Source organism: Fibrisoma montanum, assembly GCF_003583365.1.
In the GTDB taxonomy this organism is placed as follows: domain Bacteria; phylum Bacteroidota; class Bacteroidia; order Cytophagales; family Spirosomataceae; genus Fibrisoma; species Fibrisoma montanum.
The window spans coordinates 1-12,904 of sequence record NZ_QXED01000006.1 but is presented as its reverse complement, the minus strand read 5'-3'; the positions used below and the strand labels follow the sequence as shown (position 1 = coordinate 12,904).

15 protein-coding genes are annotated in these 12,904 nt (G+C 52.9%); 4 read left to right on the top strand and 11 right to left on the bottom strand.

The window, feature by feature from the left end:
* Nucleotides 1–182 precede the first annotated feature (182 nt).
* Nucleotides 183–986, top strand: coding sequence for an HIRAN domain-containing protein (locus DYU11_RS19920; RefSeq protein WP_119669485.1), 804 nt, complete (start codon nucleotides 183–185; stop codon nucleotides 984–986).
* Here the strand turns inward: DYU11_RS19920 and DYU11_RS19915 are convergent.
* From DYU11_RS19915 to DYU11_RS19870, 8 genes are all read right to left on the bottom strand, one after another.
* On the bottom strand, nucleotides 983–1,180 hold the full coding sequence (locus DYU11_RS19915) for a hypothetical protein (protein WP_119669484.1): 198 nt from the start codon (nucleotides 1,178–1,180) through the stop codon (nucleotides 983–985). The two genes, DYU11_RS19920 and DYU11_RS19915, sit on opposite strands and share 4 nt — an antisense overlap.
* Before the next feature lie 496 nt (nucleotides 1,181–1,676).
* Nucleotides 1,677–1,865 carry a hypothetical protein gene (locus tag DYU11_RS19905; protein WP_119669482.1) on the bottom strand — a complete coding sequence of 63 codons (189 nt, stop codon included), beginning with the start codon at nucleotides 1,863–1,865 and terminating at the stop codon, nucleotides 1,677–1,679.
* Between the two features lie 203 nt (nucleotides 1,866–2,068).
* Nucleotides 2,069–3,763, bottom strand: a complete 1,695-nt coding sequence (locus tag DYU11_RS19900; protein WP_119669481.1) for a terminase large subunit — start codon at nucleotides 3,761–3,763, stop codon at nucleotides 2,069–2,071.
* A complete protein-coding gene (locus DYU11_RS19895) occupies nucleotides 3,756–4,229 on the bottom strand; it encodes a phage terminase small subunit P27 family (RefSeq protein WP_119669480.1) in 474 nt (157 codons plus the stop codon). The genes DYU11_RS19900 and DYU11_RS19895 overlap by 8 nt, the downstream gene beginning before the upstream one ends.
* Nucleotides 4,230–4,819: 590 nt before the next feature.
* Nucleotides 4,820–5,089, bottom strand: a complete 270-nt coding sequence (locus DYU11_RS19885; protein ID WP_119669478.1) for a hypothetical protein — start codon at nucleotides 5,087–5,089, stop codon at nucleotides 4,820–4,822.
* A gap of 167 nt (nucleotides 5,090–5,256) precedes the next feature.
* Complete coding sequence (locus DYU11_RS19880) at nucleotides 5,257–5,670, bottom strand: hypothetical protein (protein ID WP_119669477.1); 414 nt, start codon at nucleotides 5,668–5,670, stop codon at nucleotides 5,257–5,259.
* Complete coding sequence (locus DYU11_RS19875) at nucleotides 5,663–5,980, bottom strand: hypothetical protein (RefSeq protein ID WP_147367977.1); 318 nt, start codon at nucleotides 5,978–5,980, stop codon at nucleotides 5,663–5,665. Before DYU11_RS19875 ends, DYU11_RS19880 begins: the two co-directional genes overlap by 8 nt.
* Nucleotides 5,967–6,308 carry an HNH endonuclease signature motif containing protein gene (locus tag DYU11_RS19870; protein WP_119669475.1) on the bottom strand — a complete coding sequence of 114 codons (342 nt, stop codon included), beginning with the start codon at nucleotides 6,306–6,308 and terminating at the stop codon, nucleotides 5,967–5,969. The genes DYU11_RS19875 and DYU11_RS19870 overlap by 14 nt, the downstream gene beginning before the upstream one ends.
* A 147-nt stretch (nucleotides 6,309–6,455) precedes the next feature.
* On the opposite strand from DYU11_RS19870, the gene DYU11_RS19865 reads away from it, so the two are divergent.
* Nucleotides 6,456–7,625: an RNA polymerase sigma factor gene (locus DYU11_RS19865; protein ID WP_147367976.1), complete on the top strand. Its 1,170-nt coding sequence runs from the start codon at nucleotides 6,456–6,458 to the stop codon at nucleotides 7,623–7,625.
* Nucleotides 7,626–7,825: 200 nt separating this feature from the next.
* On the opposite strand, the gene DYU11_RS19860 is transcribed toward DYU11_RS19865, so the two are convergent.
* Both DYU11_RS19860 and DYU11_RS19855 read right to left on the bottom strand, forming a co-directional pair.
* Entirely contained in the window at nucleotides 7,826–9,244 is a 1,419-nt protein-coding gene (locus DYU11_RS19860) for a tyrosine-type recombinase/integrase (protein ID WP_119669473.1), read from the bottom strand.
* A gap of 426 nt (nucleotides 9,245–9,670) precedes the next feature.
* Nucleotides 9,671–10,129, bottom strand: a complete 459-nt coding sequence (locus DYU11_RS19855; RefSeq protein ID WP_229365948.1) for a DUF7800 domain-containing protein — start codon at nucleotides 10,127–10,129, stop codon at nucleotides 9,671–9,673.
* Nucleotides 10,130–10,170: 41 nt separating this feature from the next.
* Here DYU11_RS19855 and lysA point away from each other — a divergent pair, with 41 nt between their 5' ends.
* Together lysA and DYU11_RS19845 are read left to right on the top strand one after the other, a co-directional pair.
* Nucleotides 10,171–11,454 carry a diaminopimelate decarboxylase gene (lysA, locus tag DYU11_RS19850; RefSeq protein ID WP_119669472.1) on the top strand — a complete coding sequence of 428 codons (1,284 nt, stop codon included), beginning with the start codon at nucleotides 10,171–10,173 and terminating at the stop codon, nucleotides 11,452–11,454.
* An 86-nt stretch (nucleotides 11,455–11,540) separates the two neighbouring features.
* Complete coding sequence (locus DYU11_RS19845; protein ID WP_119669471.1) at nucleotides 11,541–12,254, top strand: YebC/PmpR family DNA-binding transcriptional regulator; 714 nt, start codon at nucleotides 11,541–11,543, stop codon at nucleotides 12,252–12,254.
* A 97-nt stretch (nucleotides 12,255–12,351) separates the two neighbouring features.
* On the opposite strand, the gene DYU11_RS19840 is transcribed toward DYU11_RS19845, so the two are convergent.
* Nucleotides 12,352–12,904, bottom strand: a 553-nt coding sequence (locus tag DYU11_RS19840) for a T9SS type B sorting domain-containing protein (protein ID WP_147367975.1), incomplete at its 5' end; no start/stop codon positions are given.

Sequence of the window (12,904 nt, the reverse complement as noted above, 5' to 3'; positions counted from 1 at the left end):
AATTGGCGGTTCAGGCGGCATTGTACCGCTGGCAATTATGTACTGGACAGTGCTAAAGTACTGAACCGGTGCGAGAAAAGCAAATTAGGTAGCCGGAAAGTGAAAATTTGATGCGTTGCACGAAGTAGATGCCGGGCGTTTGTTACTTTCGTCTGTTAACCATTCACTAAACCACACCATACATGCAGCCAATACGCACTTACATTGCTGCTACAGACAAATACGACGGCCAGTATCTATTACCAGCACTTCCGGAAAACACACTGTTACGCCTTATTCGAGAGCCAACCAACCAATTTGACACAAACGCTATCAAGATTTACTACAAAAAGAACCAATTAGGGTACGTGCCCGCGTCTGTATCAGCTCAGATAGCTGATAGTTTTGATAATGGCACCGCGTTTAGGGCAACATTACTACAGGTTCGACAGGAAGGCAAAACATATTACGCAGACATACTAATCACCATGGATGAACAACAACTATCCCAACTTGAACGGCTTGTAAAACTAAAACAGGAAGGAGCTATCACAGAAGCCGAATTTGAACAGCAGAAGGCGACCATACTTAATACCGGTTCTGCGACTGAATCAAAGCCCAAAGAAGTTAAGCCGGTCGGCAAAGGGTGTGCCTTTCTATTGTTAGTTGGCTTAGGACTGTTTATCCTGTATAGTTTGACTGTGCCGCCGAGCGATGATTCAGACAGCGTAAGTACTGTGCGCCCCCGGTCTGAGGTTGTCGAAGGCTTCTTTTCGCCATGGGACGGATCGCACCCAGGTTTAGAGCGAGCAATAAAAAGCAGTATGAACGATCCGGACAGTTACGAACATGTATCTACCCGCTTTAAAGACAATGGCAGTACGGTATACGTATTTACGACGTTTCGGGGCAAAAACGCCTTTGGTGGAAAAGTGGTCAATTACGCAGAAGGAACGGTTAACGGCGAAACCGGGGCGCTCATTGACTGGAAATTTGTGAAAGATTAACACCCCGTACGGCTCGATAGGTGCCGTTTAAACTGTCGCAGCCCGAACGGGAGCCGAAAGCCGTGTTCTTGCTGAAAGCGTTCCTGACCAACTATAAAGGCATCTTCGTAGGATGCTTTGTGAATCTCCTTTCTAGCCGGTTTAAAATACCGTTCCTCAAATACCTGTTTGATGTCGGGTAGTTTGTCGTTCATTGTTGTAGCTGTACTAGTTCCTCTCGAATGGTGCCCGGCACGTAGACCCCGATGCTTTGCAGGTAGGTAATTAGCTGGCCTGAATTTGATACTTGGTCGTGTAGCCCAAGTGATTGGTAGTAAAAGTAGAAATAGCCTTTTGTGTGTATGCAAAACGTGTCTAAAAACAACTTGCCGTGCTGTCGTTTTACGTCATCCTCGTAATTAAACAAATCCTTTGATCGGTCTTCGGGCAATGCGACTCTAGCGCATTCTCTTACCTCTTCATCGGTCAGACTAGACAGGGTTCGTAGGTGGAGTTTAACCGTTCGGGTTAAAATATCGGCGTAGTGAAAGTGCTGTAGTAGCTCAATGCCCACATTTTTGACAAGTGACAACTCCTGCGCGTACCGCCGGTCTTCGGTAAACCGGTACTCGCAGGGTGCCCCCCAATACGCAGCAATGTCCCTAATATCCTTGTCTGTCAGCATAGCGTAAGATACGAAAAAACGACCATTTAATCGTCGTCTACCTCCTCTTCATTGAACGCCGTCAGGTCAGCCCCTTTATCGTCTCCCCCAAAGGCTACTTCGACGTAATCTACATACAGCTTGCGGTTTTTAATGAACCGAATCAGTTCGTGCCGGGCCTTATCACAGTAGTCTGACTCATGCCACCCTTCCTTGCTACCATCCGGCGCAATCATAAACGACCAGTAGTTGTTTGCTATCCCCCTAACAATAGGCGTAACCAATGTGCTTGCATCTAGGAATAGACTAGCCGTGTACTCCGACAACAACCGTTTGGCTTCTTGATGGACGGCTTCGACTTCCTCGGGTCGAAAGCCTGTTAGTATTAGTGCTTTATGGCGTATATAACCCATTTCGTTCTGTAAACAGATTCTTCAACCTACACGTAAAAAATCCCCTCGCTTTCGTAGCTGGAACCGCTGTCGTCTTCCGGCTGCCCGGCAAACGTCAGGTATTCGCCAATCGACATGATGGAAGACACCGGGCCGTCGATTTTATCAGCCGCCCGGTCTTTGTCGGGCCGAACGTTGCCGTTAATGTCTCGTTTGATGACGACGTTCCCCATCATCCAGCGCATCACCGGGTTATTGCCGTGGTGAAGTTTACCCGACAGGATCAACCGTTCAAATTCCTGGGTAGGCGGGGTAAAGTTGACGGCCGTCTGTTTGTATTCCGTCAGATTGACCCCTTCGTTTTTCAGGTTGTTCACAAGCTGGTTCGCCAGGTTGCGGTCATAGGCGATACTGACTACGTTGAACATCTCGCACAGCTCAATAACATCGCGCTCAATCACGTCAAAGTCGGTCACGTTGCCCTCTGTAACCCTGACAAACCCATCCTTAACCCACGTCTGAAGGTTGGACAACCCTTTGGCAACCCGGGCTGAAACCGTGTCTTTGGGTATCCAGAAGTAGTAAAGCTGCCTAAAACTGCCGTCCGGCATGGGAAACGTAAGCGTAAGGGCTGAAAAGTCACCTACAACGGCCAAATCAAGCCCGCCGTAGCAAGTAGCGCCCTGAAGGCTTTCGGGCTTGAAACTACCCGCTCCTTTCATCCAGTTTTCGTCGGTAATCCACGTTTTAGCCGCATCAACCCAGATGTTGAGGTTCTTGGTTTTAAAGTTTACCTCCTTTTCGCCCCCTTCGTTGCGGGCAGAACGACACAGATCGCGCAGGTTGGACAGGTATACCGATGCGTGCAGGTTCGGATTAGCCTTTACCCACACGTCTTCGTTCTGCCAGTTGGTGTCTTTCAGATCGTCGTCGTCCAGATCGTAAATCAGCCCAAACAGGGCGTCGTCTTCCAGTACACCCTCCAGCACATTCTTAACGACTTTCTCAAACTTAAAACAAGGCCCTTGTTTATTGAAACCCGCCGTGGTGATGATGTCCAGCAGCGGTTGCCGACGCGCCCCGGTGCCGGACTCAATGACGTTCACCATCCCGTCGTTGGGGTGGGCGTGGTATTCGTCAATAATGCCGTAGGAGGGGTCGAAGCCGTCGGAGGTTTTCGAGTCCGAACCCAGCGGCTTCATGAACGAGCTGTTTTCGGGGCAAACAACCGACTTGGTGAACGTCTGAAAGATTTCCGGTAGGCCCGGGGTTACTTTGATGATTTCCTGAACGTCTTTAAAGCCGATGCGGGCCTGATCCTCTTTAGTAGCGACAAAGTAGATTTGAGCGCCGGGTTCGTTGTCCAGGTAAGCCGCGTACATGGCCTTACCGGCGCATTCGGTCGTTTTGGCGTTTTTACGGGCTACTTTTTTGTACGATTTGCGGAATCGCCTGGTGCCATCGGCTCGCTTCCAGCCGAATAGACTGTACAAATAAAATTGCTGATGAGGTTCCAGCTCAATGGCCGTGCGGGCTTTCGCCCCTTTCCAGTGGTGGAGATTCGACACAAAATCAATCACCTGCTGACCGGCCGCATGGTCAAAGCGCAAGCCTCGCTCTTTACCCCGCTCCATATCCCGCAAATGCCGTTCACAGGCAAGTCGGATGTATTTCCCGACAATCTGTTTGCCTGAAATCACATCTTCAGCGTACCGTAAGGCGATGCGGTTAAAATCAGCCATTGGTGCCGGTTTTTAGGGCTTTGAATGGGTTGGCTTCTTTCTGTTTGGGTTGCGGTATCCGGGTGCGCGAAGCCGGGGTTAAGCCAAACTGAACCCCGATTTTTGCGGCCTGGTCGAGCGCCTTGTTGCCAATAGCCACCCAGGGGGAAGGCACTTCAAAGCCGTTGTGGGTTTCCATCGTGTAGCCGTTGGCTTCCAGTTCGCGCTGCGCCTTCTGAAACACGCCCAACTGTTGACAGTATGCCGCCAGAAGGCCCATATCCACTGACGCCAGCATTTTGAGCCGGTGGAGCTGTTCGGCCACGGCGTACCATTCATCTTTGGCGTATTCGTTGAGCCATTCGGGGGCCATCGGCAGCGACTCGAGCCGCTGCGGCTGCATCTGGTCTTTCTTAACCCGGCTGGGTTGGTCCGTACCGCGAATGACCTTTAATTCAGTCGGTACGGGTGGTCTGCCTTCGTTCATATGAATACATTAAGAACCCCCTATAGGAGTTTTGCACGATCAAACAGAAAACAGGGCATACGGTCGTGAAACATGAAGGTTTTTTGATTTGTCGCACACCCCTGGGGGTCAGGTAGTTACGTCGTTTTGATAGTACTATCCTCATCATCATCTAGCGGACAATCGCTACAGCGTTCGATGTAATGCGTCTGCATGTACTTCTTCATCGTATGCAACGCGCATTGGTATAGACGCAGAACAAATGACTTGCGACGACTATACCGTACATGATGGCTGCAACACTATCGTGCCGTGCTAATGCCATGCCAGCCTGAACAGCCCAAATAGAGGCAGAACACGCCCATAGTACGGTTGCGGTTCGGTATCTCATGACTTAAAACCCTTCCTATACACTGTTGCTCGTTCATGCGCCAATGTCAGGTCTGAACCGGATAGGTTGCACGTTAGGTTGCAGGTCTGTTCTTTTCCTGCCCGCTCATCAACTAAGTCCATTACCTGTTTAAGTCCCGACAATTCATCAGTAGTAAGTTTACCAGACTCAATAACTGCTGAAATGGGAATGCCTTTGTAATTGATCGTTAATATCATGGTTAATCTATTTTAGTAGGTGCTTCCGGTGTGTTGACCGCCTTGGCCTGTTCTTCTGAATCGAACAGAAACACCGGCACTTTGACTGTCGCCATGTTTATCTCGCGGCCAAAGTAAGCGTCAAGGCTGTGGTGAATCTCAACATCCTGAATGTAGCTCATCCATTGACCATCGGGCGTTAACAATTCGATGCGCCCGCCTTTGATGTAAGCGCGACACCAACCCTTCTGATAGTCAAGTGGCTTAAGTTCTGTCGTAGATTGAACGTCCATTGTTTAGTTCGTTATACGGTTGTTTCGTGGGGCTGGCCGCATCCACAGACCGCGCTTCTGGTTGGCTTGAATGGCCCGTTTAAGTTTTGTGCGCTCATCATACCAATACGACCAATCCAGGCTCTTTGGGCGTGGTGGTATGTACTTAGGTTCTTTTAGCATAACTTTTACCTTAACGCGTTGTCAAACTTCCGGTAAGCCAGGTACGGCCACAAACAAAACTCTTCACTCGTTTTTAGCAGTGTAAAGCCAAGTAGGGCGCGTTCCCGGCTCTGTCCTTCTTCGTGAATCGTATAAGCCGGTAGCAGATGAATGCTAAGGTATCGCCGGGAATAGCCAAACGAAAACAGGGCCACGCAGTAGGTCGTATCGCCATGACCAACAGCTACCCGGCCAACCTCAAAGTCCATATTGGACAGAAACCGGAAGAGGGATTGAAGGCGGTTTGCCCAAACCTCGCGCCGGGTCGGTTTAGGCGGGGTTGGTCTGGGTTTGGGCGTTCCGTACAATGCCATGTGGTCCATGTCCTCAGCGATGTGCTGAATTATGACCTGTCTGAGTTTGTCTTCTACGCTAATCATGAAACATTGCCGTAATGGATTTGCCCGTTGCAATCCGGCTTAAAGCCAGTAGTAACCATTGTTCGCCAAGCGTGGTTGCATCGCTTAACCGGATTGGCCTAAACAAGAACGTAGACTCCTGGCCGACTTCAACTACCTGAGCGATCAAAGTCGTGCCGTCCCATTGAACGCTGACCTGTTGCGTTGGGCGAACGATAGGCGTTTCCTGATTGATATAATTTTCCAAACAGAGCCGTTGCATCAGCGAGCCCGATACGACCAGGTTAAACGCTTCGGGCGGTGGTAGTAACTTGGTATCAATCATCTCCATGTTGCCGGTCTTTGCGTTCCTTAAAACGCTTAGAATTGTGGTGTTTATGGCATAAAACCTGCCAGTTCGATTCATCCCACGGATCGGCCCCACTGCTGATGGGTACCTTGTGATCGGTCACACCATTGCCCGTTCCCGGTGAACAGTCGGTCAGCATGTCGGCTTTCAGACACTCCACACAGAACGGGTTCTCACGCCGATACCGCTCGGATGCCGTACGCCACGCATTGGACGCGTAGAATGAACGATCCCGACTGACGTAGGCGGTTTTGCCCTCCGTAACCTTTCGTCGTTCCCACGGCCGTATAATGCGTTCCTGACGGGGCATGGATAAGCTGGCTAGAACAAATGAGCTGAAAACAGGCAAATACTAGGAAAAATTCCTATCAAAAGCAAGGTTGACAGGAAATAGTTGCTGGTATGGGTGCAAAAAACATTCCTGTTTTCGTATCTTACGCTGTCACCGCATCGCCCCATGACCGCCCCGAAGACTGCCTACCTGACGCCCTGGCCGAAGCTGATCGAACAGCACACATCGTTCGTACGAGCCTGCGCCCGTAAGCTCATTGCCGACACCGACGACTACAAGGATTTAGCGCAGGACGTGCTCGTAAAGGCCCTGATGAGTGAGGATAAATACAATCCGGAAGGGGGCAACCTGAAGGGGTGGCTGAGTGCAATCTGTTACAATGAGTTCGTGACCCGCTACAACCGGGCAAAACGGTTCAAGAAAGTCGATGAACCCGATGATAGCCTGTACGAACGGGTAGGGACGCTGGGCATCAGTCAGAACGAAGGGGTTACGGCGTTCGAGGTGGATCTGATTGATAAGGCGCTGGATTCACTGAAGGGCATGAACGCTGATCTGATGCGGATGCGGGCGGATGGGCACCGCTACGAAGAACTGGCTACCCACTTTGATTTGCCGGTCGGCACGATCAAAAACCGAATATTCATTAACCGTCAAAAACTGCAAACCTACATGACTGCTCCCCGTCACAACGTACTCGCTACACCCGTTTCCATGCCGGGCACCTCCGCAAAGCCGGACAACGCCGAAGCCTGGCAGAAGGCGCTGGATTACCTTACTGAACAGCTTGACCCCGCTACCTACCGCCGAATCGATGCCGTGAAGCTTATCAAGGCAACGGGCGTTCCCATGCACTTAGGCCACGCGCTGTTAGGGGCGTTAAGCGATGCCGGGGCGCTGGTACGGCAGCCGTTCGGGAATGGGTACGAGTACATCAGTACGCCCGAGCTGGCCACGTTCGACCCGGCAAAGGCGGAAGAACTAGCCCGTAAACGCTATCAGGGCGGGCAGGGGACGGGCAAAAAGAAAGGTCTGAAGCGGGTTGTCAATGATTTGCAAACCGTCGTTCCGTTGTCGAATAGCATTCACTTGGTTCGCAGTGTAGGTCTCGAGCCAACCAATCACGTTCCAGTGCGTGAGATGGTGAGCGCCAAAAACGCCGACATTGGCGATGTATGGGGCTTTACGTTCGAGGGGCAGACCCGGTGGTTTTCCTCCATTGCGGAAGCGGCTGAGCAGGCCAAGCAGGAACTACTGAACCGGGCAGGCAGCATCGATCTGGTTCGCAAAGTCGGCGTTGTGCAGGTTGCGCCGACGGTGACGCTGTTTGAGTAGGGATATTAACGGGATAACAAAAAAAAGGGGACAGCCGCAGCCGCCCCTCTCTCGGGATAAAGCGTATATGTTAAGGTGGCGAAAGTTCTTGCCTGGGGGCCAGCGTAGTGGTCGGGGTGTTGGGACTCAGATGCGTGATGCGGTTGTGGATTGTGTTCTTCATGATGCTTGTGGAATAGACTTAAGTGAGTGTGTACGGATTACTGGTTTACTAACTGCATTTCTAAATCGACATAGTTGCCGGATACTTTTACGTAATACTTCTCGGTCATGGATACGGTTTTGTGACCCAAAATCCTCGATACCGCTTTGATCGAATAGCGCTTCAAAAATAACGCCCCGGCCGTTTTGCGCCCGATTTTGGTCGTTAACGGATAGGCCAGATTGAGCATGCCGCCGATGAACTTCAGGTAGATGTTCAGACTATCAAGCCCCATTTTGGCAGGGATAGGACCGCGTAGCAGTTCTTCCAGCCGGTCGTTGCCCGTAATCGGGATGTGCGACCATTCGCCGGTTTTGGCCCGGCGGATAGTTATTTTCCGCAAACCGCCGATTTCGACCTCGTGGGCGTCCTGGTTGTCGATGTAGGTCTGACAGTCGGCCAAATCCATGCCGGTGGCCAGAATCAGCTTAAACCACCAGAGCGCCACGCCCTGCGCGCCGGGGGCTTTCATGGCCCACACGGCGGCAACTTCCGCGTCGGTAAGCCAGACAACTTCTTTGTCATCCGAGCGGTCGAGCTTAAGATCCGACAAACCGTTACGGACCAGCTTACCTTCTTCGACGTAATACGAGAGCGCGGTGCGCACCATGTGAACGTACTGATTGGCCGTATTGATGCGCATTTTGTAGGCGGTAACAAGGTAATGCTGGTAGCGTTTGCCCCAGTGGGCGGTAATGACCTCGCACCGTAGGCCGGGTTTACCTTCGCGCTCCAGGTAGCGTTTCAGATGGTTCAGCCCGCAGGTGTAGTGCTCAATGGTCCGGGGCCTCGCGGCCTTCTCGGTGTCTTTCAGGGAATACAGATACACCAGGTACCCCTGATAGGCTTCCGTAACGGTGAGCAGCCGTTCCGCATCCAACGGCGGGGCAATCGAACGGTTTTGGTACGGGGTACCGGTTAGCCACTCTTCTTTCACGCTCTGGGTCGTGGGGGCGGGGGCCTGACCGGCTGCGTGACGCCGTTCCTGGGTCAGGAGCACGTCTTTGATTTCGAGTTTGATGCGCTCGAGCCTATCGTTAAATAACTCCACGTCGCGGTTACGCTGCCGGGTCGTGCGACCCTTTGCATCACGCAGGATAACCCCTTGCGCCTTCTGATCCCACAGGTGGCGGTTCACCGTGACGACTTCGCCGTGATTCGCGCCGGGCATAGGGTTGCCGTGACTGTCCACCGGGGGAGCGCCCGATTCGGGGAGCTTGAGATAGAATCCGCCGTCTTCCACGCCGTTCACGGTAATGATGACCTGCAAGGGCAGAGGGTCGCCAGGGTCAATGCCGGACAGGTTTTCGTGGTAGAGCTGCGCGTTGTGAACGCGGGCGTAACGCTTGCCCCGCGCTAGTGTGCGGGGTCTGTAGCGGACGGAAATGGCCATCTTCAGCCGGAAAAATAAAGGCATACAGCTACGGGTTTGGTTGGCGCTTTACCAGCGCAAATCCAAAACAAGGGGTCTGCCTAAAATTAACAAATGATTAAAAACCGTCTGCCCGCCATTGGTGACATATCAACCAAAAGACACATATATCACTATGAGCAGGTTAAGTAGAAAGTTACCGGTAACAAGCCGGTTTAGTAGATAGAGAAGAAAACTAAATAGTTACTGGGCGGTATGTGAAAAAACCTAGAAAGGGCTTGTTTTTCTAGCTGTGTTACCAGTTTTGGGCCTGCGTATACAGGGTAACGGTTCACAAAATAGGCGCATTCGGTAGCGAAACCAGTACCGTTCATGGTAGCGGAATATAAGTAGCTCTGCGTGAGCTAAAAAGCGTTTTTGTTAGGATGGGTGTGTTTTAGCGTTGGCGGTTTGGTGGTCTGAGTGAGGGAGTTAGCCGACGGCGGGGAGTTGGTCTGTGCGGCATTGCCACAGGTTTTGGGTTTGGAACCGTGTCGGGTAGGGCAGGCTCGCCTTTCGGCCCTCGATCAACACGTCGTACACGTACTTTTTGCCGGGTTCCACCTGATCGGCGAGCAGGTGGGCTGTAAAAGCCGTTTTAGCCTCCGTCCTGACTTCGTTCGTGAGACGCGCCTGCGTCGGATTGCCCGGTTCGTAGTAGCGGATCTGGACCCGGGCGGGCTGTCTGGTCTGTACCCACAGCATCACTTCACGCATGTCAGAGTATCCGACCATCGGACCCGACTGGATGGTTTCCGACCGGACGGTTCCCGACTGGATAGTTCGGGGGGTGGCATTGGTAGCCGATGCTGCTTTGGGTGGTACCTGCGCAATGGCCGGTCCTGCACTTCCCCAAATCAGCAACAAGAGTACACGGCTAATTTTGTACATGGGAGAAAGATAAAGTAATTTTGCGGTTCGTTTCATGAACCATGCATATTGACAATCAGGGCTCGCCAAACACGACGGGCCGCTATCAGATTCAGGGCGTTGACGTACTCCAGATTGCCGACCAGTTTGGCCTGCCGCTCTATGTGTACGATGCCAGCAAAATTATCGAAAAAATCAGCTTGCTCCGGACTTCATTCCACGGAGTTAACCTCAAAATAAAGTACGCGGCCAAAGCGCTGACGAACCTGTCTATCCTGAAGCTCATGCGGCAGCAGGGAATTGATGTGGAGGTCGTTTCGGTCAACGAAGGGCGGCTGGCTTTGCTGGCCGGTTTTGAGCCGTCGCAGATTATGTACACCCCGAGCGGTAATGCATGGTCCGAAATCCAGGAAGCGATCGGGATGGGGCTGCAGCTGAACGTCGACAGCCTGCCCCTGCTGGAGCAGATCGGCCAGACTTATGGCAGTCAGTACCCCATTGCCCTCCGGATCAATCCAAGCATTGCGGAGGGCGGAAACTTCAAGATTCAGACCGGGCACGGCGATTCTAAATTCGGCATTCCGAACGATTACCGGGCGCAGATCAAAGCGACCATCGAGCAGTACAACATTCCGGTGGTAGGGCTGCACATTCATACCGGCTCGGACTTCAAAGACGGCAATACGTTCCTGAAAATTGCCGACGTCCTGTTCGACATGGCCGCTGACTACCCGAACCTGCGCTTCATCGATTTTGGAAGCGGGTTCAAAGTGCCGTATCATCCGGGCGATTACGCCACCGACCTGACCGACCTGGGGGCTAAAGTGTCTACGGCATTCCGGGCGTTCTGCGAGCGCTACGGCCGTGAACTGGAGCTGTGCTTTGAGCCGGGCAAACTGCTGGTCAGTGAGAGTGGACACCTGCTGGTGGGGGTTAACGTCGTGAAAAAGAATCCGTCGCGGACGTTCGTACAGGTCGATTCGGGGCTTAATCACCTGATCCGCCCGATGATGTACGACGCGTACCACCATATCAGGAACGTATCGAACCCGACCGGGCCAGAGCAGTTGTACACCGTTGTGGGCTACATCTGCGAAACCGATACGTTTGCTACCGACCGGTCGCTGCCGGAGGTGCGCCCGGGCGACGTACTGTCGTTCGACAACGCCGGTGCCTATGGCTTCAGCATGGCTTCAACCTACAACTCGCGGGTTCGCCCTGCCGAGGTGCTGGTGTACGATGGGACGCCCTACCTGATCCGGCAGCGCGAAACGTTCGAAGATTTGCTGCGGGGGCAGGTGGACGTACCGGTGCTGAATGCGGAGGTAGTTGAGCAAACCCTTTAGTTTGACGTTGGTAGATCGGGGTTTGAGGTTGTTCCATGACTTCAAACCACAAACTACTATTTACAAACCACAAACCTAAATGCACAATGGGAAGAGCGTTTGAATACCGAAAAGCGCGCAAAATGAAACGGTGGGGTCAGATGGCCAAGACGTTTACCCGGATTGGTAAAGACATTGTGATTGCCGTGAAAAACGGTGGTCCCGACCCCGATACGAACGGACGGTTACGGGCGGTTATCCAGAACGCCAAAGCGGCCAACATGCCGAAGGATAACGTTGAACGGGCCATCAAGAAAGCCTCGTCGAAAGAGCAGGAGGATTACAAGGAGATTGTATACGAAGCGTATGCGCCCCACGGCATTGCGCTGGTAATTGAGACCGCTACGGATAACCATAACCGCACAGTTGCCAACATTCGTAGCTACCTTAACAAACTGGGCGGTAGTCTGGGCACTCAGGGGATGCTTGATTTCATGTTCGACCGCAAGAGTGTATTCCGGATTTCGGCCGAAGGTATTGATCAGGAAGAACTGGAATTTGAACTAATCGACGTTGGGGGCGAAGAGGTTGAACTGGACGAAGAAACCAACCAGTACGTCATCTACGGCGAATTTACGGCCTTTGGGGCTGTTCAGAAATTCCTCGAAGAAAAGGGGTACGAGATCAAACAGGCCGAATTCGAACGGATTCCCAACGATTACAAAGAGCTGACCGACGAAGAAGCTGCCGATGTTGAAAAGCTCATTGAGCGCATCGAAGAAGACGACGATGTGCAGAACGTTTATCATAATATGAGGTAAAAGGGAGGAAAGGAGGAAGGGGAGGAGGAAAGGGAGTGATCGCTGTTTGACCAGCTCCTTTTCTCCTCTCCTCCCTTTCCTCCTTTCCTCCTTCCTTTTACCTCATCGAGACGCCGTCGCGGATGAGCTGCACCCAGCCCTTGAGCACCTCTGGGGGCGCATTGCGGTCCACCACCGCATACCTCACCCGCACCTGGTAGTAGTACAAACCGCTGGGCAGCTCCTCACCCGAACTGCTGCGACCGTCCCAGCGCAGCTCCGGGCCCGAACCCCGGTACACCCGAACCCCCCACCGGTTGAAGACCTCCAGCTCCACCGACTCCACAAACCGCGGACACCGCAAAGCCGTGAACACATCGTTCTTGCCGTCCCCGTTGGGCGTGAACACGTTGGGCAGCACCAGCTGAGGACACGCATCGACGCACACCTTGTTGGAGGGCGCACTCTCCAGCCCCCGCCGGCTCACGGCCGTCACCTGGTAGCAGCCCGCCACCGTGTTCAGCCCCACGTGCTCGTACAACGTCCCCGGGGCCGCCACGCTGTCCAGCCGGGTCAGCTCGTCCTGCTCGTAGCGGGCGTAGTAGATCCGGTAGCGCAGCACGTTCACGTCGCAGCCCGGGGCCGCCTGCAGCTGCCAGGTTAGCCGGTTG

Bases quoted from the DNA above. Each gene is read 5' to 3' on its own strand.
- DYU11_RS19845 (WP_119669471.1), top strand. From the start codon at position 11,541: ATGGGAAGAGCGTTTGAATACCGAAAAGCGCGCAAAATGAAACGGTGG.
- lysA (WP_119669472.1), top strand. From the start codon at position 10,171: ATGCATATTGACAATCAGGGCTCGCCAAACACGACGGGCCGCTATCAG.
- DYU11_RS19860 (WP_119669473.1), bottom strand. From the start codon at position 9,244: ATGCCTTTATTTTTCCGGCTGAAGATGGCCATTTCCGTCCGCTACAGA.
- DYU11_RS19895 (WP_119669480.1), bottom strand. From the start codon at position 4,229: ATGAACGAAGGCAGACCACCCGTACCGACTGAATTAAAGGTCATTCGC.
- DYU11_RS19900 (WP_119669481.1), bottom strand. From the start codon at position 3,763: ATGGCTGATTTTAACCGCATCGCCTTACGGTACGCTGAAGATGTGATT.
- DYU11_RS19865 (WP_147367976.1), top strand. From the start codon at position 6,456: ATGACCGCCCCGAAGACTGCCTACCTGACGCCCTGGCCGAAGCTGATC.
- DYU11_RS19880 (WP_119669477.1), bottom strand. From the start codon at position 5,670: ATGATTAGCGTAGAAGACAAACTCAGACAGGTCATAATTCAGCACATC.
- DYU11_RS19855 (WP_229365948.1), bottom strand. From the start codon at position 10,129: ATGTACAAAATTAGCCGTGTACTCTTGTTGCTGATTTGGGGAAGTGCA.
- DYU11_RS19915 (WP_119669484.1), bottom strand. From the start codon at position 1,180: ATGAACGACAAACTACCCGACATCAAACAGGTATTTGAGGAACGGTAT.
- DYU11_RS19870 (WP_119669475.1), bottom strand. From the start codon at position 6,308: ATGCCCCGTCAGGAACGCATTATACGGCCGTGGGAACGACGAAAGGTT.
- DYU11_RS19885 (WP_119669478.1), bottom strand. From the start codon at position 5,089: ATGGACGTTCAATCTACGACAGAACTTAAGCCACTTGACTATCAGAAG.
- DYU11_RS19875 (WP_147367977.1), bottom strand. From the start codon at position 5,980: ATGGAGATGATTGATACCAAGTTACTACCACCGCCCGAAGCGTTTAAC.
- DYU11_RS19920 (WP_119669485.1), top strand. From the start codon at position 183: ATGCAGCCAATACGCACTTACATTGCTGCTACAGACAAATACGACGGC.
- DYU11_RS19905 (WP_119669482.1), bottom strand. From the start codon at position 1,865: ATGATTGCGCCGGATGGTAGCAAGGAAGGGTGGCATGAGTCAGACTAC.